The sequence below is a fragment of the Actinomyces gaoshouyii genome (assembly GCF_002076915.1).
GTDB classification, from domain to species: Bacteria; Actinomycetota; Actinomycetes; order Actinomycetales; family Actinomycetaceae; genus Actinomyces; species Actinomyces gaoshouyii.
The window spans coordinates 1-24,881 of sequence record NZ_CP020468.1; the positions used below are offsets into that span (position 1 = coordinate 1).

Below are 24,881 nucleotides of genomic sequence, written 5' to 3' on the forward strand. Positions count from 1 at the left end.
GTGCTCGAGGACGCGGTCACCAAGTGGCATTCGGCTCTCGAGGTCCTCGCGGCCTCGGGCGAGCTCGGCCAGGGCAAGGTGTCCATCATCCGCATGACCCGGGTCATCGACGTCGATGGCACCCTGGTCCTCGTCGCGGGCTCCTCGTTCGCCAAGGACATCATCGACAAGTCCCGCGACCCCATCGGCCGTGCCCTCATGACCGCCTGGGGCAAGGAGGTCCCCTTCGAGGTCATGATCGACACCTCCGGGGACCCTGTGCCCCCGCCGGCGCCGCCCATCGCGCCACCGGTGGTCCACCCCACTGCCATGGCCGATGCCGGATCAGCGCCGTCGACCCTCTCCCCACCATCGGTGCCGTCGGGCGTCCCCCTTGCCCAGCAGATGCCGTCGGCCCTCATGGCGGGGCGCACCGACTTCGCGATGGGTGAGAACGGATCCTCGACGGGGAGCACCGGGTCCAATCCCTTCGCCGCCACGGCGCCCGCGGGCTCTGACGGCTCGACCCTCAACCCGCGCTACACCTTCGACGCCTACGTCACCGGCTCCTCCAACCGATTCGCGCACGCGGCGTCGATCGCCGTCGCCGAGGCTCCGGCGCGCGCCTACAATCCCCTGTTCATCTACGGGGGCTCCGGGCTGGGCAAGACCCACCTCCTCCACGCCATCGGCCACTACGCGCGCACGCTCGACCCCACGATGCGAATCAAGTACGTCAACTCCGAGGAGTTCACGGCCGATTTCATCGCCGCCGTGCGCGACAACCGCGACAACGGCAGCCTCGACTCCTTCAAGCGCCGCTACCGCGACGTCGACATCCTGCTCGTTGACGACATCCAGTTCCTGGCGGACAAGGAGCAGACCCTCGAGGAGTTCTTCCACACCTTCAACGCCCTCCACTCCGCGGGCAAGCAGGTGGTCCTCACCGCGGACCAGCCGCCCAAGGCCATGAACAACCTTGACGAGCGCCTGCGCTCGCGCTTCGAGTGGGGCCTGCTCGCCGACGTCCAACCGCCGGATCTCGAGACCCGCATGGCGATCCTCTCGCTCAAGGCTCGGGCCGAGGGACTCGACCTGCCCATGGACGTCCTGGAGTACATCGCCTCCCGGGTGACCACCAATATCCGCGAGCTCGAGGGCGCCCTTATCCGGGTGACCGCCTTCGCCTCGCTCAATCAGCAGACGATCGACCAGACCCTGGCCGAAATGGTCCTGCGGGACATCATCTCCGACCCCGCCAGCGAGGAGATCACCACCCCCCTCATCATGGCGCAGACGGCGGACTACTTCGGCATCACCGTGGACGACCTGTGCAGCGCCAACCGCTCGCGCCTCATCGTCCACGCGCGCCACATCGCCATGTACCTGTGCCGCGAGCTCACCGATCTCTCCCTGCCCAAGATCGGCCGGGAGTTCGGCGGACGCGACCACACCACCGTCATGAGCGCGGACAAGAAGATCCGCCAGCAGATGGCCGAGCGCCGCTCCACCTTCAATCAGGTCACCGAGATGACCAGCCGCATCAAGCAGGCGGCCCTGGAGCAGAACTGATCTCTCGTCGAGACCGGTCGAAAATAGGAGCGAGACCGGTCCTCCATCCACAGACCCGCATGTGAAACGGAGCGCTGGCGCCGTCACCGCACCCTCCGAACCGGTTTCGATCATCATTTCGACCGGTCTCGGATATAGGGGGTATGCCAACGATCATGAGGCCTATGTGACTCATGTGATTCGTGGGATGTTTGATCATTGATCCACGCCTGTGGACAGACCTGTGGACAACATCACCGACGCGGTGGACGCCGAGCCCCGGTCTGTGGCGCTCATCGGGTCTCGCTGTGACTCGGCCCTGATCGCTGCTGCGCCCCTCCACCCCTGCCATGCCCCAGGGCACCGAACCACTCCTTTGTCATTCCACACCCCCACCGGCGCCCAGCCAGCGCGGAAGTGCGTTTCCCACAGGATCCACACCTCCTACAACACCTACCAACTCACTACACCGACCCGAATCGCATGACCGGCCAACGAGGTGCCCGGCCCCCCAGCCCGAGCGCCTCCGGCCATGCGACGTGCGACCGACGCAGCAGGCGCCTCGTGCGCCAGGCGCAAACCGTCTACACTCGCCGATGTTGTTTGTCCGCACTCTCCTCAGGGGGCCACAGTGAAGCTCAGGGTCGACCGCGATGTCCTCGCGGAGGCTGTCACCTGGACAGCCCGCTCCGTTCCCGCCCGCCCGCCCGTGCCCGTCCTGGCCGGCGTGCGGCTGGAAGCCTCCGGATCGACACTCGTCCTGGCCTCCTTCGACTATGAGGTCTCCGCCCACTGCGAGGTGCCGGCCGACATCGAGACCGAGGGCGTCGTCCTCGTCTCCGGGCGCCTACTGGCGGACATCGCCAAGGCCCTGCCCGCCAAGCCGGTCGACCTCGAACTCGAGGGCACCAAGGTGATGGTCACCTGCGGCTCCTCGCATTTCTCCCTAGCCGCCATGGCCGCCGATGACTACCCGGCACTGCCCCCCATGCCCCAGGCCGCCGGCACGATCGACGCTCACGACCTCGCCCAGGCGGTCGCCCAGGTCTCCATCGCCGCCTCCCGCGACGAGACCCTGCCGCTGCTGACCTCCATCCAGGTCGATGTCCAGGGCGATGCCCTCACCCTTATGGCCACTGACCGCTACCGGCTCGCCGTGCGCGAGATGACCTGGACGCCGTCGGACTCCTCCTTGGAGACCACCGCCCTGCTCAAGGCGCGCACACTGTCCGACGTGGCCAAGTCGCTCACCTCCTCCGGAGACGTCACCCTCGCCCTGTCCGACGGCGGCGGGACCTCCTCGGGCCTTATCGGCTTCGAGGCCGGCGGGCGCCGCACCACGTCCCTGCTCACCGACGGCGACTACCCCCCGGTGCTGCGCCTCTTCCCCGAGCAGACCCTCATCCACGCCACCGTCGGGCGTGAGGAGCTCATGGCCGCGGTGCGGCGCGTCAGCCTCGTCGCCGAGCGCTCCACCCCGATCCACATGTCGTTCACCCAAGGGACCCTTACGCTCGAGGCCGGTCAGAGCGATGACGCCCAGGCCTCCGAGAGCATCGTGGCGCACCTGGAGGGCGAGGACATCGCCACCGCCTTCAACCCCGGCTACCTCCTCGACGGCCTCGGGGCCATCTCCGATCCCTACGTGCGCCTCGACTTCACCCACGCCTCGAAGCCCGCGGTCCTGACCGGCATGAGCGCGATCGGCGGCGAGGAGGACTCCTCCTTCCGCTACCTCATCATGCCGATCCGTTTCGGCGCCTGACCCGGCGCGAGGCCCCAACAACGTTCTCGCGCCGTCCTCGCGCACCGCTGTGTACGTCTCCGACCTGGCACTCGACGACTTCAGGTCCTATCGGCACCTCGTGGTGGGCCTGGAACCGGGCATCAGCGCGTTCATCGGCCCCAACGGGCAGGGCAAGACCAACCTCGTCGAGGCGATCGCCTACCTGTCCACGCTGAGCAGCCATCGCGTGGGCGCTGATCGGGCCCTCGTGCGGCGCGCGGATGACGGCGAGCAGCCCGGTGGCGCCGTCGTGCGGGCCAAGGTGGTCCACGGCGAGCGCCCCAGCGTCATCGAGATCGAGATCATCGCGGGCAGGGCCAACCGCGCCCGCCTCAATCGCGGTGCCTGCCGGCCGCGGGACCTCGCCGGGATACTGCGCACCGTCGTCTTCGCGCCCGAGGACCTCGCCCTCGTGCGCGACGAGCCCGGGGTGCGACGCCGCTTCCTCGACGATCTCGCCGTCATGCTGCGCCCCGCCCTCGCCGGGGTGCGCCTCGAGCACGACAAGATCCTCGCCCAGCGCGCGAGCCTCCTGCGCTCGGCGCGCGCCCACCGGGGCCGGGGCGCCTCCTCCTCCATCGAATCGATGATGTCCACCCTGGAGGTCTGGGACGCCCAGCTCGCCGCCGCTGCTTCACGGCTCATCGCCGCGCGCATCGAGGTGGTCCAGCGCCTGCGTCCCTGGGTCGAGTCCTGTTATGAGGCCGTCTCCGACAATCAGTCCGAGGCGCGCCTCGCGTACCGCTCCAGCCTCCTGGCCCATGAGGGCGCCATCGACCCCGAGCCCGGACCGGCGTGGGAGGAGGCGCTGACCGCCGAGAGCGGACTCGCCGATGCCGCGGCGGTGTCCGCCCGTCTGGAGTCGGCGATGGGCGGGCTCCACGCCCGTGAGATCGAGCGCGGCGCCAACCTCGTGGGCGCCCACCGCGACGACCTCTCCCTCTTCTTGGGCTCCCTGCCCGCCAAGGGCTTCGCCTCCCACGGCGAGCAATGGTCGCTGGCGCTGGCACTGCGCCTGGCTTCCTACGAGATGCTCCGGCACGACGTCGATGCCTACGGGGGCGACGGCGAGCCGGTCCTCATCCTCGACGATGTGTTCGCCTCACTCGATGACGGGCGCCGCGCCGCCCTGGCCGCCATGGTGGCCGGCGCTCAGCAGGTGCTGGTCACGGCCGCCGTCGACGCCGACGTGCCGGAGGGCCTGGCCGGAGTGCGATTCCGCGTGGCTGGATCGGAGGTGACCCGTGACTGAGCCCGCACGGGAGGCCGGAAACCAGGACGGACACCACCTCGGGGGAAGCGGGACCGGCTCCGCCGGGGACGGCGCGAGCCTCGCCTCGCGAGCCCTGTCCCGCGTGCGGGCCTCCGCATTCGAGCGCGGCCAGATGCGCGCCCCTGCGCGCTCCAGCGGGCGCGCGGGGGCGGATGATCCTGCGCCGTGGGACGCTCCCCGGCACCGCGTCGGCATCGACGGTGGCCGGGGCGGTGATCCCGGGAGCGAGGACTGGACGAATCGCGCGCCCGGGTTGGCCGCCGATCGCGGCCGTCCCGGCCCCAGCCGTTTCGACCCGCGAACCGCGAAGAAAGACCTCGCCCGCATGGTCGAACGCAAGGGGTGGGCGGGGATGCTCGCAGTGGCCGGCATCGCCGCCCGCTGGGAGGAGATCGTCGGCCGGTCCATCGCCGAGCACTCGCGCGTGGAGTCCTTCGAACCCGGCAGGATCACCATCAGGGCCTCATCCTCCAGCTGGGCGCAGCAGTTGCGGCTCATGATGCCCACGATTGCGCGGCGCATCAGTGAGGAGGCGGGTGGCGCTGCCGTCGATGTCCACGTGCTGGGGCCGGCCGGACCCACCTGGCGCCATGGCCGCTTCCCCGTGCGGGGCGGGCGCGGTCCCCGTGATACCTACGGCTGAGCGCCGCAGGGGCTGCCACGATCGCGCCCCGAGGCCCTTGCCCCAGGGCCACTCGGCACGCCCCATCTCCGAGGGTGACGCCCGGCACGCTCCGCTAGGCCCCCTGAGGTCGGGCTCAGGAACGGTTTCGCGATAAGATCGCCTCGGACAAGCCCATGTCGCGTCGAAGGCGTTGATGGCGCTGACACGTACCCCTCCCCACGGAGGGACCCCGCCTCCCAGGAGAGCCCTGTGAGAGCGGAATGCCGACGACCGTCCCGGCGACGCGGCGGGGCCACCGCCGCGCACCGCCCGGCCCGCCCGCACTGCGGGCGCGAGAACTGAGGAGCAGCAAACACGTGCCCGACCAGGACGCCTCTGAGAACTCTGTGCCCGAATCCAGCTCCGCCGGTGTGGCATCGCCCCAGGTGGAAACCCACCCGGCGACGCCCGCCTCGCCCGCGACTGCGGGATCCGCGGACTACGGCGCTTCCGACATCACGGTCCTGGAGGGACTGGAGGCCGTGCGCAAGCGTCCGGGCATGTACATCGGCTCCACCGGCGAGCGGGGCCTGCACCACCTCGTCTACGAGGTCGTCGACAACTCCGTCGACGAGGCCCTGGCCGGCTACTGCGATCACATCGAGGTCACGATCCTCGCCGATGGCGGGGTGCGCGTCGTCGACAACGGCCGCGGCATCCCCGTGGACATCCACCCCACCGAGGGCAGGCCCACCGTCGAGGTCGTCATGACGATCCTCCACGCCGGCGGCAAGTTCGGCGGCGGCGGCTATGCCGTCTCCGGCGGCCTGCACGGCGTGGGTATCAGCGTCGTCAACGCCCTGTCGACCCGTGTGGATACCGAGATCCGCCGTCAGGGATACGTATGGCGCATGTCCTTCGCCGACGGCGGCCGTCCCATCACCGAGCTCGTCAGGGGTGAGGAGACCGACGCCACCGGCACAACGCAGACCTTCTACCCCGACCCCGAGATCTTCGAGACGGTCGACTTCGACTACGAGACGCTGCGCCGACGCTTCCAGCAGATGGCCTTCCTCAACAGGGGGCTGCGGATCACGCTGAGGGACGAGCGCCCCAGTGCCGTCGAGGAGGGTGACGAGATCGCCGGGGACGAGGTCAAACCGAGCGATGAGGCTCCGGTGCCCGTCAAGGGGCACCGCTCCGACACCTTCTGCTACGAGAACGGGCTGCGCGATTACGTCGCCTTCCTCAACAAGTCCAAGAAGGTTGAGCTCGTCCATCCCGAGATCATCGACTTCGAGGCCGAGACCGTCCTCGAGGGCGCCCGGGCCATCAGCCTCGAGATCGCCATGCAGTGGACGAGCGCCTACTCCGAGTCCGTCCACACCTACGCCAACACCATCAACACTACCGAGGGCGGTACTCATGAGGAGGGCTTCCGCACCGCGCTGACCACCCTGGTCAACAAGTACGCCCGGGACAAGGGCCTGCTCAAGGACAAGGATGACAACCTCACCGGTGATGACATCCGCGAGGGCCTCACCGCCGTCATCTCCGTCAAGCTCTCCGAGCCGCAGTTCGAGGGCCAGACGAAGACCAAGCTCGGCAACACCGAGGCGCGCACCTTCGTCCTGCAGACCGTCAACGCCAAGCTCGGCGACTGGCTCGACTCCCACCCCGCGGACGCCAAGTCCGTCATCTCCAAGGCCCTCCAGGCGGCGGCCGCCCGGGTGGCCGCCCGCAAGGCCCGTGAGGCCACGCGCCGCAAGGGCGTCCTGGAATCCGCCTCCATGCCCGGCAAACTGCGCGACTGCTCGAGCCGCGACGCCGCCGACTGCGAGATCTTCATCGTCGAGGGGGACTCCGCGGGAGGCTCCGCCGTGGGCGGGCGCGATCCCGAGCACCAGGCCATCATGCCGATCCGCGGCAAGATCCTGAACGTGGAGAAGGCCCGCCTGGACCGCGCGCTGTCATCCGACACGATCCGCAGCCTCATCACTGCCTTCGGCACCGGTATCGGCGAGGACTTCGATCTTGCCAAGCTGCGCTACGGCAAGATCGTCATCATGGCCGACGCCGATGTCGACGGCCAGCACATCGCCACCCTCCTGCTCACACTCCTGTTCCGCTACATGCGTCCCCTCATCGAGCATGGGCACACCTATATCGCGATGCCGCCCTTGTACCGCCTCAAGTGGTCCAACGCGGACCACGAGTTCGCCTACTCCGACGCCGAGCGCGACAAGCTCCTCGCCGCGGGCGCTGACGCCGGTCACCGCCTGCCCAAGGAAGGAGGCATCCAGCGCTACAAGGGACTGGGCGAGATGAACGATCACGAGCTGTGGGAGACCACCATGGACCCCTCCTCCCGCATCCTCAAGCAGGTCACCCTCGATGAGGCCGCGAACGCCGATGAGACCTTCGCGATCCTCATGGGTGACGACGTCGAGCAGCGCCGCTCCTTCATCCAGCGCAACGCGACCGACGTCCGCTTCCTCGATATCTGATCGCCGCGGCCGGCGCCCCGCGCGCCGCCGTCGGCCCCACGCCACCGCCCGGCAGGGCACTCAAGGCACTGAAGGACACTGAAGGATCCACGTGAGCGACGAGACCACCACCCCCACCGACGTCCGCGGGCACGACCGCATCCAGCCGGTCGACCTCCAGATGGAGATGCAGCGCTCCTACCTGGACTATGCGATGAGCGTCATCGTCGGGCGCGCCCTGCCGGATGTGCGCGACGGCCTCAAGCCCGTCCACCGCCGCGTCCTGTACGCCATGTACGACGGCGGCTACCGACCTAACTCCTCCTTCTCCAAGTCCTCCCGCGTGGTGGGCGAGGTGATGGGGAACTACCACCCCCACGGTGACGCCGCCATCTACGACGCCCTCGCGCGCCTCGTGCAGTGGTGGTCCCTGCGCTACCCGCTCGTGGCCGGGCAGGGCAACTTCGGCACCCCCGGCAACCTGGGGCCGGCAGCTCCCAGGTACACCGAGTGCAAGATGGCCCCGCTGGCCATGGAGATGGTCCGGGACATCGACGAGGAGAGCGTCGACTTCCAGGACAACTACGACGGTAGGAACCAGGAGCCGGTCATCCTGCCGGCCCGCTTCCCCAACCTGCTCGTCAATGGCTCCGAGGGCATCGCGGTGGGCATGGCCACCCGCATCCCCCCGCACAACCTGCGCGAGGTCGCCCGCGGCGTCCAGTGGTTCCTCGACCACCCCGACGCCACTCGCGAGGAGCTCCTCGAGGCTCTTCTCGAGATCATCCCCGGTCCCGACTTCCCCACGGGCGCCACCATCCTGGGCCGGCGCGGCATCGAGGACGCCTACCGCACCGGGCGCGGCTCCATCACCCAGCGGGCCGTCGTCAACGTCGAGGAGATCCAGGGCCGCCAGTGCCTCGTCGTCACCGAGCTGCCCTACCAGGTCAACCCCGACAACCTCGCTGACAAGATCGCCCAGCTCGTGCGCGACGGGCAGGTCGGCGGGATCGCCGACATCCGCGACGAGACCTCCGGACGCACCGGTCAGCGCCTCGTCATCGTCCTCAAGCGCGACGCCGTCGCCAAAGTGGTCCTCAACAACCTCTACAAGCGCACCCCGCTGCAGGACAACTTCCCCGCCAACATGCTCGCCCTGGTGGACGGGGTGCCCCGCACGCTCAGCATCGACGGCTTTGTGCGCCACTGGGTGGACCACCAGATCGACGTCATCGTTCGACGCTCCCGCTACCGCCTGCGCAAGGCCGAGGAGCGCCTCCACATCCTGGAGGGCCTGCTCAAGGCCATCGACGCCCTCGACGCCGTCATCGCCCTCATCCGGCGCTCGCCGACAACCGAGGAGGCCCGCACCGGCCTCATGGGGCTGCTCGGCGTCGACGAGGCCCAGGCCGAGGCGATCCTGTCCCTCCAGTTGCGCCGCCTGGCCGCCCTGGAGCGCCTCAAGATCCAGACCGAGGCCGAGGACCTGCAGGCCAAGGTCGCCGATCTGCGCGACATCATCGCCTCCCCGCAGCGCCAGCGCGACATCGTCTCCAACGAGCTCGCGGAGATCGTCGACAAGTTCGGCGACGAGCGCCGCACGAGGATCGTCCCCTTCGACGGCGAGATGAGCATGGAGGATCTCATCCCCGAGGAGGATGTCGTCGTCATCATCACCCGCTCCGGCTACGCCAAGCGCACCCGCACCGACGCCTACCGCTCCCAGCACCGCGGCGGCAAGGGCGTGCGCGGCGCCGCCCTGCGCGAGGACGACGTCGTCCAGCACTTCGGGGTGACCACCACGCACCGCTGGCTGCTGTTCTTCACCAACCTCGGCCGGGTCTACCGCGCCAAGGCCTACGAGCTGCCCGAGGGCGGGCGCGACTCCAAGGGCCAGCACGTGGCCAACCTGCTCGCCTTCCAGCCGGGCGAGGAGATCGCCCAGGTCATGGAGCTCGGCGCCTACGACCAGGCCGACTACCTCGTGCTGGCCACGCGCCGCGGCCTGGTGAAGAAGACCCGCCTGTCCGAGTACGACTCCAACCGCTCGGGCGGCATCATCGCCATCAACCTGCGCGATGACGAGGACGGCAACCCCGATGAGCTCATCTCCGCCTCGCTCCTGTCGGCCGGCCAGGACCTACTGCTCGTCTCCCGCCACGGCCAGTCCCTGCGCTTCCACGCCGATGACTCCACCCTGCGCCCCACTGGGCGCGCCACGAGCGGCGTAACAGGGATGCGCTTCCGGGAGGGGGACTGCCTGCTCGCCATGGGCGTCATCGACCCCTCCTGGGAGAACGCCGACCTGTTCGTCGTCACCGAGGGCGGCTTCGCCAAGCGCACGAACGTGCGCGAATACCCGGTCAAGGGGCGCGGCGGTCTGGGTGTCAAGGTCGCCAATCTCGTCGAGGAGCGCGGCGACCTCGTGGGCGCGCTCGTCACCGTTCCCACCGATGAGGTGATGTGCATCATGGCCTCTGGCAAGGTGGTTCGCTCCGCCATCGCCGAGGTCTCCGTGACCGGCCGTGCCACACAGGGCGTGACCTTCGCGAAGCCGGACGACGGCGATCGCATTATCGCGGTGGCCCGCAATGCCGAGCACGACCTCGATGCCGATGACTCTGCACAGGCCCCCGCCGACGCGGTAGCGTTGAGCGAGGACGAGAGTGAGGACCAATGAGCCAGCCCGACGCCGCCCAGCCCATGAACGCATCCATCACAACGAACCCGCCCGCGGCCGGCGCGGCTGGCACCGGCAAGGGCGCCAAGCAGCCCGCGCTCGGCAGCCCCCGCCGCGTGCGGCTCGTGATCAATCGAGTCGACCCCTGGTCCGTTCTCAAGGTGTCCCTGCTGCTCAACGTGGCGATCGGCATCATGATGGTGGTCGGCGCGGCCATCGTGTGGTTCATGCTCGACTCGCTGCACGTGTTCTCCCAGATCCAGGACCTCGTGGGCTCCGTCGTCGAGACGCAGTCCAATGCCTTCACCGGCGTCGTGGAGTACATGAAGTTCTCCCGGGCCATTTCGATGTCCACGATCATCGCGGTCGTCAACCTCATCCTGAGCACCGCCCTGTGCACGCTTGCGGCCCTCATCTATAACGTCATCGCCTCTCTCGTGGGAGGGATTCATCTCACACTGGCGGATGACTGACCGATTTGGTCCTCCCAGACCCGATGAGATAATCTCGTCTGGTCTCAAGGGCCTATAGCTCAGTTGGTTAGAGCGCATCCCTGATAAGGATGAGGTCGCTGGTTCGAGTCCAGCTAGGCCCACGGCACCGCAGCGCGACGGCGAGGAGGCTCCACATGAGGAACCGGACGGCCCTGACCGCTGCGGTTTTCTCGTGCATGGGCGCGATCGCCTACGCGGCCTGGCTCACGTACGAGGCCGCTCGCAAGGAGCAGACCGCCTGGGTCGAGGTCACGGACCCGGTCGAGGAGATCTGACCCTTCCCCGAGGGGCCATGGCGCAATTGGTAGCGCACCTGCTTTGCAAGCAGGGGGTTACGGGTTCGAGTCCCGTTGGCTCCACTCCTGTCGTCCGCGATGGCGCGGCGCGCCGGGTCCTCCAGCAGGCGATGGCTGGTTCAGCGACTCCCGCCGGGACTCCGATGGCCCCGCCGCCCCACCGCGCCCGGAATCCCGCTGACGAATGGGACGTCATGGCATGGGAGGCGACTTCGCTGGACCTGTTGGAGACGGCGTTGATCGCCCCGTCCCGCAGAGGCGCGATGGCCCGCTGCCGATAGGACACGGCGGCCTCGGGGCGCGCCAGCAGCTCGTGGGCGATCCGGATGATGACCGGCCGAGGGCGCTTGCCCACAGGCTGCGAAGAGACTCGGCCGCTAGCCCTGTGGAGACCTGTGGACAGTCAAGCGACTGCAATTCCGGGCTTTCCCCACTTGGGGACAGCTCTGTGGAAAACCACAGCGCTGTTCTTCCACATGGTTATCCCCAGCTGTGGATGAACCACACTGATGTGATTCGTTGGCGAGAAGTTCCTCAGAGGCTCGCCAGGCGCAGCGCCACGAGGCTCACCAGTGCCAGCGCCACGGCGACGGTGCCAGCCGCCGAGAGTGCTCCCCGGCGCTCGCGGGGCGCCCAGGCGTAGACCGCGGCGACAACGCCTCCGGTAATGAGCCCTCCCAGGTGCCCCTGCCAGGAGATCCCAGCGGCGGTGAAGGAGAAGACCAGGTTGAGCACGAGGATCCCTACGATGCCCGTGGTGTCCCGTCCGAAGCGCCGCTGGATGACGAACATGGCGGCGAACAGGCCGAAGACCGCACCGGAGGCTCCCACCGTCGCGGTGCGCCAGTCCGGTGACCCCGGCGAGGACAGCCAGTACACCGCCGTCGATCCGCCCAGGGCGCTCAGCGCCATGAGCGCGCTGTAGCGCCAGCGGCCGAGCAGGGGCTCAAGGGCCTCGCCCAGCACCCACAGGGCCCACATGTTGAAGGCCAGGTGCATGATCGAGCCGTGCAGGAGAGCGCTGGTCAGCAGGCGCCACGGCTCAGCGCCCACGAAAGCCGGCACGAGTGCGAGCTCCCTGATCACGTTCAGCCCCATCCCCGTCGAGGCGGGGAGCTTCTGGGCGATGAAGACAGCGGCGCACACGGCGATGAGCGCCTTGGTGATGAGCGTGGAGCCGTCGGAGAGCCGCCCGCCGAGCGCCGTCGTCGGGACCCGGCGCCCGGCGCTGGCGCGAGCGGTGCAGTCCACGCAGTGCACGCCGACGGCGCTGGGCACCTGGCAGGTGGGACACACCGGGCGGCCGCAGCGCTGGCAGCGCACATAGGCCACCCGATCGGGGTGGCGCGGGCAGACCGGTGCGCCTGGGGTACCCGGGCCGCCCGCCGCCGTCACTGGACGACGCTCACCGAGGTGATGGTGACGTCCTTGAGGGGACGGTCCGTGCTGTCCGTCGGCGTCGCCGAGATCGCGTCCACCACGGCCTTCGACTCGTCGTCGGCGACGGCTCCGAAGATCGTGTGCTTGCCGTTCAGCCAGGCCGTGGGAGCGGTGGTGATGAAGAACTGCGAGCCGTTGGTGCCCTTGCCCATGTGACGGCCGGCATTGGCCATGGCCAGGACGTAGGGGGCGTCGAAGGTGAGACTCGGGTCGATCTCGTCGTCGAAGGTGTAGCCGGGGCCGCCGCGGCCGGTGCCCAGTGGGTCACCGCCCTGGATCATGAAGTTCGGGATGACCCGGTGGAAGACGACGTTCTCATACAGGGGCGCGTTGGAGCCCTCACCAGTGCGCGGATCCGTCCAGGTCCGCGACCCGGTGGCGAGCCCGACGAAGTTCTCAACGGTCACGGGCGCCTGCTCCGGGAAGAGGGACAGGCGGATATCTCCGAGGGTGGTGTGAAGAGTCGCTTCCATGGACTCATCGTCCCATGGGCGGGCGGTCGGGGCTCTCTCCGCTCACGGGTGGCGGGGCGTGTTCACCCCAGGCAAAACGCTGCCATCAAGAGCACCCGCCCGGGCGAGATACAGTGCCACCATGGGTCCCAGTTCGCCTCACGCCGCCCTGGCATCCCGCGACACGACCATTTGAACGCCCCCAGGAGGAGAGCGCCATGCCTTGCAAGACCGCCGACAAGAGGATCGACTCCGACCACCTCCGTCAGGAGGCCGCCAACCTCGCCGAGGCCATCGCCGAGCGGGCCGAGCGCGCCGCCGAGTGGGCCGCCCCGCGCGTCGCGCGCGCCGGGGAGAATGTCTCGCGCGCGGCCAAGGAGGCGCAGACGCGCATCGAGCCCGCTTACAGCGAGGCCCGCGCCCGCGTCGTCGACGACTACCTGCCGCGCGCCCAGCGCGCCGCCGAGGCCGCCCGCGCCGCGATCGCCGAGGCCCCGGCGCCCGTCGTCGCCCCCAAGAAGCGCCGCTGCCGCCGCGGCCTCAAGGTTCTCACCTGGACCACCGTGGTCGCCGCCGCCGCCGGTGCCGCCTACATCGCCTGGCGCCGCAGCCAGCCCGTCGAGGACCCGTGGGCCGAGGAGTACTGGGCCGACTCCGCCGAGGAGGGCGCCGAGGCCATTGAAGAGCCCACCGGGGCCTGAGCCCACCGGCTGATCGCGCCCGTGACCGCATGACGACGGCGCCCCCGACCTGACATGGTGGGGGCGCCGTCATCGATCATCGCCCGGGTGCGGTGCTGGCCGCAGGGTCGGCGAGGCCCTCGCGGGGGTCTACTTCCAGCGCAGCAGGCCGAGGAAGCCGACCATCATGATGATGAAGCCGATGTAGAGGTTCCCATTGGACAGCCAGTCGGCGGCGTGGTGGCTGAGGAAGTACGGCAGTGGGTACTTCCCCTTGAACAGGTAGGTCACCACGACCCACAGGAGCCCGATGACCATGAGCGCGACCATCGACGGCGCGTACCAGCTGGGGCTGCCGGTGCGCACTACCTTCTGGGGCACGCGGGACACGCGATTGGCCGCTGCGCGCGACTCCTCCTCGGCGGCCTTCGCCGCCTTGGCCGGGTTGCCGGAGCGCTTGACGCTGCGCTTCGCGTCATCATCAGATTTCTTGAGCTTGTTCAGCAGGGCCACGCGGGCCTCCTCCTAGCATGACGAGCCTGGGGAAGGGCTCGTGTGCGGGTACTAAAACGCTCCTAGCCTAGGGCATGGGCGGCGGCGAGCGAGAGATGGGACTGTGATCACGCTTGCCCCTACAGGCAGGGACGACGCCCTAGACTGGCGGCCGAGCGGCGGGCAGGCTACCAGTCCCGCCACAACCCTGGGGAAAGTCCTGCGGAAGACGGAGTGCGGATGACCACCATGAGGCACGGCGGCGCGGCGGCGCGCAAGAAGCACTCGGCACTCGACATCATGATCACCGGTGTCGGCGAGATCCTCATCACCGTGGGCCTCGTCATCGTCCTCTTCCTCACCTGGCAGCTGTGGTGGACGAGCCTGGACGCCCAGGAGGAGGCCGCCGCCACGCGCTACGCCTTCGAGAGCCAGCAGGTCGACTCCCCCAAGACCGAGGGCATCAAGCACTATGACGCCCCGCCCGCCTTCACCCCCGTCGGCAACGGGGAGACCATCGGCATGCTCATCGTCCCCAAGTGGTACGGCAAGACGAACAACAACATGCCCATCCTGGAGGGCACCGCCGCGGACATCCTCGACTCCGCCGTCGCCGGCCACTATCCCGAGACCCAGCAGGTGGGCGATATCGGCAACTTCGCCCTCGCCGGCCACCGGCGCACCTCCGGCAACTCCTTCCGGCGCATCGATCTCCTCGAGTCCGGCGACGAGGTGGTGGTGGCCACTAAGGACACCTGGTACGTCTACACCGTCACCGAGCACGAGATCGTGGCCCCGAGCGTCGTCGAGGTCATCGCGCCGGTGCCCCACCACCCCGAGATCGCGGCCACCGATCGCATGCTCACCCTGACCACCTGCCACTCGCTGACAGTCGGCGAGTGGGGCAATGACCACCGGTGGATCACCTACGCGAAGTTCTCCTACTGGATGCCCCGCTCCGAGGGCCGCCCGGCCTCGGTCCTCAACGACCCGGAGGTCAACTGATGTACGGATTGATCTGGCGCCGCCTGCCCGGACCGGTGTGGCTGCGCCTCATTGAGGCACTCGTCCTCGCTGCACTCGTGGTCCTCGGGTTGTTCGAGTTCGTCTTCCCGTGGGCCAACGAGACCTTCCACCTCTCTGGCGAGGCCACCGTATGACCGAGCATCCGCCCTCGGCCTCGCGCCCCGCCGCCCTATAGCCCCTCCTTACATGCGAGACCGGTCGATATCAGGATCGAGACCGGTTCGGAAGGAGTGGGTGGTAGCGCTGTCGGGGCGCGTGTTCAGCAAGGATGGCGGCGTTATCCACCGGAGTCGCACTTTCAACGTACCCTTCGGTGCTCACGGCACCGGTGCGCGCAGCACCCGTCGACGAGGACGATGCTCGGCGGGAGGGCGGCCGGTTCGCAATCTCGCCGTACTGATCGACCGGTCTCGGCGATAAGGAGGGGGTCAGCCGCCGGTTGGGGACGTGGTTTGGGTCGATGAAGGCTTCCCGCTCGGCTTCGGGGCGGGCGTTGTTGGCGCGGGCTGGTAGTCGAACTTCTTGTAGTCGATGGTGATCTGGGAACCGGCCTCCACCGAGCTGCCCGGCGCGGGCGAGGTCCCCGTGACCTCGCTGCTGTCCTTCTTGGCCTGGTCGGAGGTCTTCTCCGTGGTCGGACTGTTGACATTGTAGGTCAGGCCCGCGTCCTGAAGGGCCGACTGCGCCTGCTCCAGCGTCATGCCCTTGACATCGGGAACGGTGACCCGGCCGGTGGACAGCACGAGCGAGACAGTGGTGCCGCGCTGCACGGAGGTCCGTGCCACCGGATCAGTGCGGATAACCTTGTCCTTGCCCACTTCCGCGGAGTCCTCCGAGGTGGAGGTTCCCACCTTCAGACCCGCCTTCTCCAGGGCCTCGCGCGCCTCCTCCTGGGTCTTGCCGGAGACATCGGGGACATCCACCATGGCCGTGCCGAGCGAGTACTGAACTGTCACCGTGGAGCCGGGAGCCGCATCCGTGCCCGCAGCGGGGTCGGTGGATGCCGCGCGGCCCGAGGGAATCGTGTCAGAGGCGACGTCGTCGCCTTTGGCGTAGACCAGGCCGACGGACTCGATCGCCGCCTTGGCCTCCTGCTCCGATTTGCCCGTGACATCCGGGACGGCGACGGTGGTCGGCGTCGGCGAGGCGGTCGGCTTGGGATCGGCCCCGCCGAGGATCCCCGAGCTGACCGCCCATACGCCCAACCCGGCCGCGACGAGGAGCGCCGCGATGAGCAGCCATAGGCCGAGACGGTTCTTGGACTCGCGCTGGTCATCCTCCTCGACGGGCATGGGCAGGGGCTGGCGGGCCGCAGGGGGCGGCGGGGCGGGCGTCTCGGGGTGAGCGGGGCTGAAGGCGTCGGCCTGCTGCGGGAGCGTTGTCGTCGGAGCGGCGGCCCAGGCGGAGGCCGCGGGCGCGGACACGGCACTGCCCCGCTGCGCGGCCAGGAGGTCGGTGCGCATGTGGGCGGCATCCCCGTAGCGGTCATCGCGACGCTTGGCCAACGCCTTGAGGACCACCCGGTCGATCGCCTCCGGGATATCGGCGGCAATCGACGACGGCGGCTTGGGCACCTCCCGCACATGCTGGTAGGCGATGGCCACAGCGGAGTCGCCTGTGAACGGCGGTTGGCCGGTGAGGAGCTCGTAGAGGAGGCAGCCGGTGGAGTAGAGGTCCGAGCGGGCGTCCACGACCTCCCCGCGGGCCTGCTCGGGGGACAGGTACTGGGCGGTCCCGACGACGGCGTGCTGCTGGGTGACGGTCGCCGCGGAGTCCTCGATGGCGCGGGCGATGCCGAAATCCATGACCTTCACCGCGCCGGTGGAGGTGATCATGATGTTCCCGGGCTTGATGTCCCGGTGGACGATGCCGGCGTGGTGGGAGTACTCCAGGGCGTCGAGCACGCCGGTGACGATCTCGACCGCTTCGGGGATCGGGACGGCCTCGCCGTCGCCCAGGAGCTCGCGGACCGTATGGCCCTCCACGTACTCCATGACGATATACGGGACGGTGCGGCTCGTCCCGTCCGGCTGGACGAGGGCCTCCTCGCCGGAGTCGTAGACGGCGACGATCGAGGGATGGTTGAGCGCGGCGGCGGATTGGGCCTCGCGCTGGAAGCGGGTCTGGAACGTGGAGTCGCTGGCCAGGTCCGAGCGCAGGAGCTTGATGGCGATGACGCGGTTGAGGCGCCGGTCGTACCCGAGGTGCACCTCCGCCATGCCACCACGGCCGATGAGGTCACGGATCTCGTAGCGTCCGGCCAGGATCGCGGGGAACGTGTCGGTCACGGTGCCTCCTTGACTGAGGTGACGGGCACTGGGGCGGGGAAGCCGGAGGCCTGCGCGATCAACTCTGAGCCTGCTTCGCTCAGGGCTCCGGCGGTGGTGGGCGGTTGAGGGGCGGCGTCCGTCGTGCCCGGTTGCGCTGAGGCTAGGGTACTCATGAGCGCCACGACGGCGGCAATGAGGATGAGCACTGCTCCGGCGAGCATGAGCAGAGCTGAGACGGACAGGCTGCTCAGGAGCGGCAGGCCGAGGCGGCCCCGACCCGAGCTGCGGCGGGGGCGACGAGCATCACGCGCACGGTGGGACACCGGCAGGGCCCGCATGCGCGAGCCGTGCGTGCTCCGGCGGGCGCTGTGGATCTCGGGTCGGCGCTCGGGCCAGCGTTCGGGCGCTGTCTCGACGATCGCGGCGGCCCACTCCGCGGCACTTGCCGACGCTCGCGGGCGCTCGGCAGCCTTCGATGGCTTCGAGGACGTCGGCACGGCGCTCTGCTCGTCAGTGGCGGCACTGGCCGGAGAGGAGCTGGAGGACGCGGAAGCCCGGCCTCTGCCCGCTGCGCCGGTGCCGATGGCGCCACCGGCAGTGGGGGCGGCGCCCGACCCCCGGGCCGACCTGCCTGTTGAGGCCCAGGCGAGGCTGTCCTCGGGATCCCAGTGCTCCTCCGGCAGGTGGATGACGATCCGATCGAGGCGCCGGGCGAGCTCGCGAGCCGAGGCAGGCCGATCGGCGGGCTTCTTGGCCAGGAGTTCCATGACGACCTGGCGGACCTCGGGGGGCACGCTCTTGGGCATCGGCGGCACGGGCTCGTTGACATGCGCGAAGGCGATGTCCACCTGAGTGGACCCGGTGAAGGGGCGGCGGCCCACGAGAGCCTCGTAGGCGATGATCCCCAGGGCGTAGAGGTCGCCGGAGGGCTGGGCGGCATTGCCCATGGCCTGCTCGGGCGCCAGGTACTGGGCGGTGCCCATGACCATGCCGGTGGCGGTCATGGGCCGCTGGTGGGGGCCGGTGGAGATCCCGAAGTCGGTGAGCTTGGCCAGGCCCTCCCGGTTGATGAGGATGTTGGAGGGCTTGACATCGCGGTGGACGACGCCGGAGTCGTGGACCACCTGGAGGGCGCGGGCCACCTGTGCGAGGATCGGCAGGATCTCCGCGGGCGCCATCGTGCCCTTCTCCTCCAGGATGTCGGACAGGGCGCGGCCCTGCACGAGCTCCATGATGATCCAGCCCGAGCCCTTGCGCTCCCCGAAGTCCAGGACGACGGCGAGGTTGGGGTGGCGCAGTCCCCGGGAGTTGGCGGCCTCCGCCCTCAGGCGGGACAGAAAGATCTCATCCCCGGTGAGCTCGGGGCGGAGGATCTTGGCGGCGACGATCCGACCTGAGTTGAGATCGGTGGCGCGCCAGACCTCCCCCATGCCGCCCAGGGCGATGCGCTCCAGGAGCTGATAGCGGCCCTGGAGCTCGAGCCCCACCTGTGGGATCACTGGTTCACCGCCGCGTCGATGACGGCGGCCGCGATCGGCCCCGCCTCCGAACCACCGGTGGCGGTGGGTGAGGTCTGCTGGCCGCCGTCGATCACCACGGCCAGGGCGATGGACGGTTTGTTGATGTCCGTGCCGGCGAAGCCGACGAACCAGGTGACAGGGCCGCCCTCGTCGGAGCCGGTCTCCGCGGTGCCGGTCTTGCCGGCGACCTGCACGCCGGCGACCTGCGCGGTGGTCCCGGTGCCGGAGGAGACGGCGTCCTGCATGAGGCCGGCGAGGGTCTTGGCGGTCTTGGCGTCGATCGGGGTGCGGGCGACCTCGGGGCCCGTCGTCGAGACAACGGACAGATCGGCGTCCAGGGTGCGGGAGACCAGGTACGGCTTCATCTGCTTGCCGTCATTGGCGACCGTGGCGGCCACCTGCGCCATCTGGAGGGGGGTGACGCGCACGGACTGCTGGCCGATCCCCGCCATGGCGGTCTCCGCGGCGGAGGAATTGGCCGGGTAGGTGGAGGCCGTCACCGGCAGGGGGAAGTCGTCCTTCGTGCCGAAGCCCCAGGCCTCGGCCTCCTTGGCCAGGGAGTCATCGCCCACGTCCATGGCGAGCTGGGCGAAGGGCGTGTTGCAGGACTGCGCGAAGGCCGTGGACAGGGTCGCGGTGCCGTTGCCGCAGGACTCGCCCCGGTAGTTGGACAGCGAGTGGTTCGTGCCGGGCAGCGTGATCGAGTCCGGGGCGTCGAGGGAGGTGGAGGTGGTGACCTTGCCGGCGCGCAGCGCGGCCGAGGTGGTGAGGATCTTGAAGGTCGAGCCCGGGGGGTAGAGATCGCCGCCGGTCGCCCGGTTGACCAGTGGCTTGCCGGGGTCGGCGGAGTACTGGTCCCAGGCGGCGGATACGGTGGCGGCGTCGTGGGAGGCCAGTACATTGGGGTCGAAGGACGGGGAGGAGACGAGCGCCAGGACCGCCCCGGTGGACGGATCGAGCGCGACGACCGCGCCGCGCCTGCCCCCCAGCGCGTTCGAGGCGGCCTGCTGGGCCTGGGCGTTGATGGTCAGGTCCACCGACCCCCCTTCCTGGGAGGTGCCGGTGATGAGGGCCTTCACCCGCGAGGAGAACAGGGAGGGGTCATCCCCGTTGAGCACCTCGTTCTCGGACTTCTCCATGCCGGTCAGTTCGGAGCGGATCGGCGAGGAGTAGCCGGTCACCTGCGCGTAGAGCGAGCCGGAGGAGTAGACGCGCTGGTAGGAGTAGACGTCGTCGGAGGGCTGCGAGGAGGCCACGGGGGAACCGGCCACGAGGATCTGGCCGCGATGGGCCCCGAAGGCGGCGAAGGCCGCGCGCTGGTTGCGCCGGTCGGTGGTCAGACTGCCCTCGGAGGACTCCGATTCCCACAGCGCGGGGCGCGCGAAGCCCTGCACGCTGGTCACGGACACGGCCAGTGCGAGGAACATGATGGTCACGAGCATGGCGACCTGGTGGATCTGGCGGTTCATGGCTGGAGTCCCTCCACTCTCGGCGTCCTCTGGGGAGCCGTACCGGTCGGGGCGCTGCCCTGCTGCTTGCTCACGCCGTCGGGCGGAGTGTCGATGGTGATGTCCGGATCCTCGTCGAAGGAGCGGCCTGTGCCCGACGGCGTGCCGGCCGGGCCGTCCGCACCGTGCATCTCATCGAAGTCGAAATCGGGGTCGAGGACGAGCTTGCGCAGGCCCACCGGCAACTCGGCGGTGTCGATGATGCGCGGCGCCGTCGATGGCGGTCGGCGGGCGGCATCGGATAGGCGCATGAGGAGCGCGAGGATCACCCAGTTCGCCACCAGGGAGGAACCGCCGTAGGCCAGGAACGGCATCGTCAGCCCCGTCAGCGGTATGAGGCGGGTGACGCCGCCGACGACGACGAAGACCTGCAGCGCGATCGTGAAGGACAGGCCGGTGGCCAGGAGCTTGCCGAAGCCATCGCGCAGGCTCATGGCGGTGCGCAGGCCGCGCTCGACGAGCACGATGTACAGCACGAGGATCGCCAGGATGCCGGTCAGGCCCAACTCCTCGCCGATGGAGGAGACGATGAAGTCGGAGTTCGCGAAGGGCACGAGCGTGGGGTAGCCCTTGCCCCAGCCCGAGCCCGTCAGCCCGCCCGAGGCCATCCCGAACAGGGCGTCGGGCAACTGGCGCGACGAGTGCTCGTAGACGTCCCGGTCCATGGCGTGCAGCCAGTTCTGGATGCGCGCCTGCACGTGGGACAGGTGCGTGGCGGCGAACCAGGCGGCGGGCACGAACAGGCCGGCACCGATGAGCAGCCAGGAGGGCCGGTCCGTGGCCACGTACAGGGTGACGACGAACAGCCCGAACAGGAGCAGGGAGGTGCCCAGGTCGCTCTGGGCGACGAGCACCATGATGCTCACCCCCCACACGATGAGCAGCGGCACGAGGTGGCGGGCCCGGGGCAGATTGATCCCCATGACCCGGCGCCCCGCCAGGGCGAGGTTGTCGCGGTTGGCCACGAGGAAGGAGGCAAAGAAGACCGCGAGGAGCACCTTGGTGAGCTCGGCCGGCTGGAAGGACATGGGGCCGAGCCGGATCCAGATCCTCGCGCCGTTGATCTGCACGCCCAGGAATGGGATGAACGGCAGGATGAGGAAGACCAGGCCCGCGACCATCGCCGACCAGTCCCACCGGCGCAGGACGCGGTAGTCGGGGATCATGAGCACCGCGCAGAACAGGGCGATGCCCAGGCCCGTCCAGATCGCCTGGCGCGGCCCGACGTAGTACTGCCAGGCCTCGAGGATCTTGTAGGACATGTCGAGACGGGAGATCATCGCCAGGCCGATGCCGTTGAGCGCGATGGCGGTGGGCAGGATGACGGGGTCGGCCCAAGGGGCCTTCCACCGCACCCACAGGTGCACGATGATGCCGATGAGCACGAGGGCCCCGCCGAGCAGGAGGGCCTGGGCCGGGGAGGCGCCGGTGCGGTTGAGGGCGGTGAGGACGAAGCCACTCAGGCCGATGATGACGGCGACGACGATGAGCGCGGCCTCCGCCCAGCGTCCCGTGGTGCGTCGCGCGCCCAGGGGGCTGGCGGGGGGCGCGCTCATCGGTTGGCTCTCGGGCCCGCGGGATCGGAAGCGCACGTGATCACCCCTGCGTGGTCGCCGATGGTGTGGGCGGGGCGGGGAGCGTGGCGCTGGGCGCGGGCGTCGCTGAGCCGCTGGCGGTGGGTGTCGCCGGGAGGACGGTCGCGGCGGTTACCGTCTGGGAGACGTAGGCGCGGGCCTCCTCCAGCGAGTCCTTGGCAACCGTGCCGGCGAGCCGGGACCGCATCTCCGCGGTGAGGGTGTCCACCGGTGGAACGTCATAGGTCTCGACGACGTGGCTCAGGTGGATGGGACCCACAGACTGCGGGATCCCCTGGTAGATGGCGATCTGCTCCTGACCGTTGGCCGGGGCGGTGGTCACGTAGTACTGCCGCTGCGTCCACATGTACCCCAGGTCGAGGGCCGCGGCCAGGGCGATGAACAGGATGAGGGAGGCGACCAGTGAGCGGCGGCCGCGACGGCGCTGGGCCTCGGCGCGCTCGGCCTGCTTGGCGGCCTCCTCGGCGACGAGCTCGCGCTCGGAACGGCTGGCCTCCTTACCGGCCTTCGGATCGAGGCCCGCCACGAGGGCGGCGGCCTTGGCGGCCGGGGTGTCGGCGGAGCCCGGCGCGGGGCGCGCCGCGCTATCGGCGCCCTCGTCCTCCTCGCCCTCCTCCCCGGGCTCGGCGTCGGCCGGGGTTCCGGCGCTCTTGGCGCGGGCCGCGGCGGCCAGGGCGCGTCGGTTGGCGGCCGAGCCGACGACCTGGGTGTCGGACTGGGGCGACTCGTCGTCGTCGACGATATCGACGACGACGACGGTGACATTGTCCGGGCCGCCGGCGCGCAGTGCCAGATCGATGAGCTGGTCGGCGGCCATCCCCGGCTCGGGGATCGAGGTGAGGACCTCGCCGATAGTCTCAGCGGTGACCGGGCCGCACAGTCCGTCGGAGCACAGGAGCCAGCGGTCCCCGGGGACCGCCTCGCGGATCGACTCGTCGAGCTGGACGTCGCCCTCGGCGTCGCCCAGAACGCGCAGCAGGACGGAGCGCTGGGGGTGCCGGCGCGCCTGCTCGCGGGTGAGGCGGCCGGACTCCACGAGGTACTCCACGAAGGTGTGGTCGGTGGTGACCTGGGTGAACTCGCCGTCGCGCAGGAGGTAGGCGCGCGAGTCCCCGACGTGGACCATGGCGAGCTTGTTGCCGGAGCGCATGAGACCCACGCAGGTGGTGCCCAGTCCTGACAGCTCGGGGTCGGAGGCGGAGCGGTCGATGAGTTCGGCATGGGCGTCCTGAACCGCTGAGCGCAGGAGGCTGAGGAGCTCGCCGGCCTGGTGGGAGTCGGCGTCGAGGGGCGCCAGGTGCTCGATGGCGACCGCCGAGGCGATGTCCCCGCCGGCCGGGCCGCCCATGCCGTCGCACAGGACGCACAGGTGGGGGCCCGCGTAGGCGGAGTCCTGGTTGGACTGCCTCACGAGTCCGATATCGCTCCGGGCGGCGTAGCGCAGGGAGATCGTCATGGGCGCAGCTCCAAGGTGGTCTGACCGATCTTCACGGGCACGCCGATCGGCAGCTCGACGGCCCCGTGCACCGAGCGCCCGCCCAGCATGGTGCCGTTCGTGGAGCCCAAGTCCTCCAGCCACCAGGACCCGTCCTTGGGGAAGACGCGGGCGTGGCGGCTGGAGGCGTAGGAGTCATCGAGCACGAGGGTTGATGACGGCGATCGGCCGATGATGATCGACGAGGGGGAGAGGGGAACGGTGGAGCCGGCGAGCGGCCCCTCGGTGATGATGAGGCGGCGGGCGTCGTTGCGCCTGGGCGGCGCGGGCGGGGCCTGAGGGGCGAGCTGGCCCTGCCCCCGCTGCGCGCGGGGAGCGGAGGGGAGCGCGCGCCCGGGGCGCCCGATCGGGATATCGGCCATGTCGCGCTTCAGGACGCGGATGACGAGATATACGAAAACCCACAGCAGGACGATGAACCCCAGTCGCAGAGCAGTGAAGGCCAACTGGCTCAAGTGGCCGCTCCTACGGGTGACGGCGCCTGGTCGGCGCTCTGCGACCCGTCCCAGAACATGATCCGGGTGCGGCCGATCGTCAGCGTGTTGCCGTCCAGGAGGGTGGCGGCGTCGACCCTGTGGCCCTCGACGAAGGTGCCGTTGGTCGAGCCGAGATCGGTGGCGATGGCGTGACCCTGGGTCAGGCGGATCTCCAGGTGGCGGCGGGAGACGCCGGAGTCATCGACGATGATGTCCGCTTCGCTGCCGCGGCCGATGACCGTGACCTGTCCGGTGAGCAGGTAGCGCTGGCCGTCGATATCGAGGATCGGTTGGGTCGGCGACGGCGTGGCGACCGGGGTGGAGGCGCCGCGGCGCGTGGAGGAGTCGATCTCGATGGCCGAGGCCGTGAGGGCGGAGTCGGAGGCGAACACGACCTCCACGGGCCCGACGAAGGAGTAGCCCTGCTCGGCGGCGTGGGACGTGGCGACGTCGATGAGCTGGTGGGCCATCTCCTCCTCGCCCCAGGCGCGGACTTGCTCGATGGCGGTGGCGGGGAGCCGGACGCGGAAGTGGTTGGGAACCACGGAGCGGTCGCGCGCGAATGAGGCGGCCCGCTTGTCCATCGTCTCGCGGATCTTGGAGGCGATCTCGATCGGCTCGATGTCGTCCCCCAGCCGTGACATGGCACGGCTGGTGACGCTCCCTACGCCCTTCTCGAGCTTGTCCAGGAAACCCATGGACTCAACCTCCCTGTGTGGGGACCGTGCCCGGCCGCATGAGACCGGGTTCTCTCCGCGTCCATCGTAACCGCTGATCC

Annotated in this window: 21 protein-coding genes and 2 tRNA genes; 13 read left to right on the forward strand and 10 right to left on the reverse strand. The window is 69.6% G+C overall.

Annotated elements, in window-relative coordinates; genetic code table 11:
• The 10 genes from dnaA (at position 1) to B6G06_RS00045 (ending at position 11,212) form a co-directional block, all read left to right on the forward strand.
• On the forward strand, positions 1-1,551 hold the full coding sequence (dnaA, locus tag B6G06_RS00005) for a chromosomal replication initiator protein DnaA (protein WP_081170318.1): 1,551 nt from the start codon (positions 1-3) through the stop codon (positions 1,549-1,551).
• Between the two features lie 610 nt (positions 1,552-2,161).
• The gene (gene dnaN, locus B6G06_RS00010) at positions 2,162-3,295 is read left to right on the forward strand and encodes a DNA polymerase III subunit beta (RefSeq protein WP_080462309.1); all 1,134 of its coding nucleotides are present in this window, start codon (positions 2,162-2,164) and stop codon (positions 3,293-3,295) included.
• A gap of 49 nt (positions 3,296-3,344) precedes the next feature.
• Entirely contained in the window at positions 3,345-4,568 is a 1,224-nt protein-coding gene (gene recF / locus B6G06_RS00015; RefSeq protein WP_080462310.1) for a DNA replication/repair protein RecF, read from the forward strand.
• The gene (locus B6G06_RS00020) at positions 4,561-5,232 is read left to right on the forward strand and encodes a DciA family protein (protein ID WP_188640662.1); all 672 of its coding nucleotides are present in this window, start codon (positions 4,561-4,563) and stop codon (positions 5,230-5,232) included. The genes recF and B6G06_RS00020 overlap by 8 nt, the downstream gene beginning before the upstream one ends.
• Positions 5,233-5,639: 407 nt before the next feature.
• A complete protein-coding gene (gene gyrB / locus B6G06_RS00025; protein WP_080462397.1) occupies positions 5,640-7,700 on the forward strand; it encodes a DNA topoisomerase (ATP-hydrolyzing) subunit B in 2,061 nt (686 codons plus the stop codon).
• A gap of 91 nt (positions 7,701-7,791) precedes the next feature.
• Positions 7,792-10,359 carry a DNA gyrase subunit A gene (gene gyrA / locus B6G06_RS00030; RefSeq protein WP_081170320.1) on the forward strand — a complete coding sequence of 856 codons (2,568 nt, stop codon included), beginning with the start codon at positions 7,792-7,794 and terminating at the stop codon, positions 10,357-10,359.
• A complete protein-coding gene (locus B6G06_RS00035) occupies positions 10,356-10,832 on the forward strand; it encodes a DUF3566 domain-containing protein (protein WP_080462312.1) in 477 nt (158 codons plus the stop codon). The genes gyrA and B6G06_RS00035 overlap by 4 nt, the downstream gene beginning before the upstream one ends.
• A gap of 48 nt (positions 10,833-10,880) precedes the next feature.
• Positions 10,881-10,954 (forward strand) — tRNA-Ile (locus B6G06_RS00040).
• Positions 10,955-10,987: 33 nt separating this feature from the next.
• Positions 10,988-11,128 (forward strand): hypothetical protein, encoded by a 141-nt coding sequence (locus B6G06_RS10145; RefSeq protein ID WP_164505168.1) that lies wholly within the window; start codon positions 10,988-10,990, stop codon positions 11,126-11,128.
• A gap of 11 nt (positions 11,129-11,139) precedes the next feature.
• Positions 11,140-11,212, forward strand: a tRNA-Ala gene (locus B6G06_RS00045).
• A 471-nt stretch (positions 11,213-11,683) separates the two neighbouring features.
• On the opposite strand, the gene B6G06_RS00050 is transcribed toward B6G06_RS00045, so the two are convergent.
• Together B6G06_RS00050 and B6G06_RS00055 are read right to left on the reverse strand one after the other, a co-directional pair.
• Positions 11,684-12,427: a rhomboid family intramembrane serine protease gene (locus B6G06_RS00050; RefSeq protein WP_338025864.1), complete on the reverse strand. Its 744-nt coding sequence runs from the start codon at positions 12,425-12,427 to the stop codon at positions 11,684-11,686.
• Between the two features lie 113 nt (positions 12,428-12,540).
• The gene (locus B6G06_RS00055) at positions 12,541-13,062 is read right to left on the reverse strand and encodes a peptidylprolyl isomerase (protein ID WP_080462314.1); all 522 of its coding nucleotides are present in this window, start codon (positions 13,060-13,062) and stop codon (positions 12,541-12,543) included.
• 197 nt (positions 13,063-13,259) lie between these two features.
• Between B6G06_RS00055 and B6G06_RS00060 the strand changes: the two genes are divergently transcribed.
• Positions 13,260-13,742, forward strand: coding sequence for a hypothetical protein (locus B6G06_RS00060; RefSeq protein ID WP_081170325.1), 483 nt, complete (start codon positions 13,260-13,262; stop codon positions 13,740-13,742).
• Positions 13,743-13,871: 129 nt separating this feature from the next.
• On the opposite strand, the gene B6G06_RS00065 is transcribed toward B6G06_RS00060, so the two are convergent.
• Complete coding sequence (locus B6G06_RS00065) at positions 13,872-14,234, reverse strand: cell division protein CrgA (RefSeq protein WP_095532462.1); 363 nt, start codon at positions 14,232-14,234, stop codon at positions 13,872-13,874.
• 228 nt (positions 14,235-14,462) lie between these two features.
• Here B6G06_RS00065 and B6G06_RS00070 point away from each other — a divergent pair, with 228 nt between their 5' ends.
• Positions 14,463-15,218 carry a class E sortase gene (locus B6G06_RS00070; protein ID WP_081172096.1) on the forward strand — a complete coding sequence of 252 codons (756 nt, stop codon included), beginning with the start codon at positions 14,463-14,465 and terminating at the stop codon, positions 15,216-15,218.
• Positions 15,218-15,373: a hypothetical protein gene (locus tag B6G06_RS10150; protein WP_164505169.1), complete on the forward strand. Its 156-nt coding sequence runs from the start codon at positions 15,218-15,220 to the stop codon at positions 15,371-15,373. Before B6G06_RS00070 ends, B6G06_RS10150 begins: the two co-directional genes overlap by 1 nt.
• Before the next feature lie 294 nt (positions 15,374-15,667).
• Here the strand turns inward: B6G06_RS10150 and pknB are convergent, their stop codons facing one another.
• Genes pknB through B6G06_RS00105 form a run of 7 tightly spaced genes read right to left on the reverse strand, consistent with a single transcriptional unit; the run spans position 15,668 to position 24,801 of the window.
• Complete coding sequence (pknB, locus tag B6G06_RS00075) at positions 15,668-17,527, reverse strand: Stk1 family PASTA domain-containing Ser/Thr kinase (protein WP_081170327.1); 1,860 nt, start codon at positions 17,525-17,527, stop codon at positions 15,668-15,670.
• The gene (locus B6G06_RS00080; RefSeq protein ID WP_240494062.1) at positions 17,524-18,996 is read right to left on the reverse strand and encodes a serine/threonine-protein kinase; all 1,473 of its coding nucleotides are present in this window, start codon (positions 18,994-18,996) and stop codon (positions 17,524-17,526) included. The genes pknB and B6G06_RS00080 overlap by 4 nt, the downstream gene beginning before the upstream one ends.
• A gap of 8 nt (positions 18,997-19,004) precedes the next feature.
• Positions 19,005-20,498 carry a peptidoglycan D,D-transpeptidase FtsI family protein gene (locus B6G06_RS00085; protein ID WP_081170332.1) on the reverse strand — a complete coding sequence of 498 codons (1,494 nt, stop codon included), beginning with the start codon at positions 20,496-20,498 and terminating at the stop codon, positions 19,005-19,007.
• A complete protein-coding gene (locus B6G06_RS00090) occupies positions 20,495-22,093 on the reverse strand; it encodes an FtsW/RodA/SpoVE family cell cycle protein (RefSeq protein WP_081170334.1) in 1,599 nt (532 codons plus the stop codon). The genes B6G06_RS00085 and B6G06_RS00090 overlap by 4 nt, the downstream gene beginning before the upstream one ends.
• A 40-nt stretch (positions 22,094-22,133) precedes the next feature.
• Positions 22,134-23,588: a PP2C family protein-serine/threonine phosphatase gene (locus tag B6G06_RS00095; protein WP_081170336.1), complete on the reverse strand. Its 1,455-nt coding sequence runs from the start codon at positions 23,586-23,588 to the stop codon at positions 22,134-22,136.
• Complete coding sequence (locus tag B6G06_RS00100; RefSeq protein WP_080462321.1) at positions 23,585-24,082, reverse strand: FHA domain-containing protein FhaB/FipA; 498 nt, start codon at positions 24,080-24,082, stop codon at positions 23,585-23,587. Before B6G06_RS00100 ends, B6G06_RS00095 begins: the two co-directional genes overlap by 4 nt.
• The gene (locus B6G06_RS00105) at positions 24,079-24,801 is read right to left on the reverse strand and encodes an FhaA domain-containing protein (RefSeq protein ID WP_081170338.1); all 723 of its coding nucleotides are present in this window, start codon (positions 24,799-24,801) and stop codon (positions 24,079-24,081) included. Before B6G06_RS00105 ends, B6G06_RS00100 begins: the two co-directional genes overlap by 4 nt.
• Positions 24,802-24,881: the final 80 nt, after the last annotated feature.

Bases quoted from the DNA above. Each gene is read 5' to 3' on its own strand.
- B6G06_RS00035 (WP_080462312.1), top strand. From the start codon at position 10,356: ATGAGCCAGCCCGACGCCGCCCAGCCCATGAACGCATCCATCACAACG.
- B6G06_RS10145 (WP_164505168.1), top strand. From the start codon at position 10,988: ATGAGGAACCGGACGGCCCTGACCGCTGCGGTTTTCTCGTGCATGGGC.
- B6G06_RS00055 (WP_080462314.1), bottom strand. From the start codon at position 13,062: ATGGAAGCGACTCTTCACACCACCCTCGGAGATATCCGCCTGTCCCTC.
- B6G06_RS00060 (WP_081170325.1), top strand. From the start codon at position 13,260: ATGCCTTGCAAGACCGCCGACAAGAGGATCGACTCCGACCACCTCCGT.
- B6G06_RS00070 (WP_081172096.1), top strand. From the start codon at position 14,463: ATGAGGCACGGCGGCGCGGCGGCGCGCAAGAAGCACTCGGCACTCGAC.
- B6G06_RS10150 (WP_164505169.1), top strand. From the start codon at position 15,218: ATGTACGGATTGATCTGGCGCCGCCTGCCCGGACCGGTGTGGCTGCGC.
- B6G06_RS00085 (WP_081170332.1), bottom strand. From the start codon at position 20,498: ATGAACCGCCAGATCCACCAGGTCGCCATGCTCGTGACCATCATGTTC.
- B6G06_RS00090 (WP_081170334.1), bottom strand. From the start codon at position 22,093: ATGAGCGCGCCCCCCGCCAGCCCCCTGGGCGCGCGACGCACCACGGGA.
- B6G06_RS00095 (WP_081170336.1), bottom strand. From the start codon at position 23,588: ATGACGATCTCCCTGCGCTACGCCGCCCGGAGCGATATCGGACTCGTG.
- B6G06_RS00105 (WP_081170338.1), bottom strand. From the start codon at position 24,801: ATGGGTTTCCTGGACAAGCTCGAGAAGGGCGTAGGGAGCGTCACCAGC.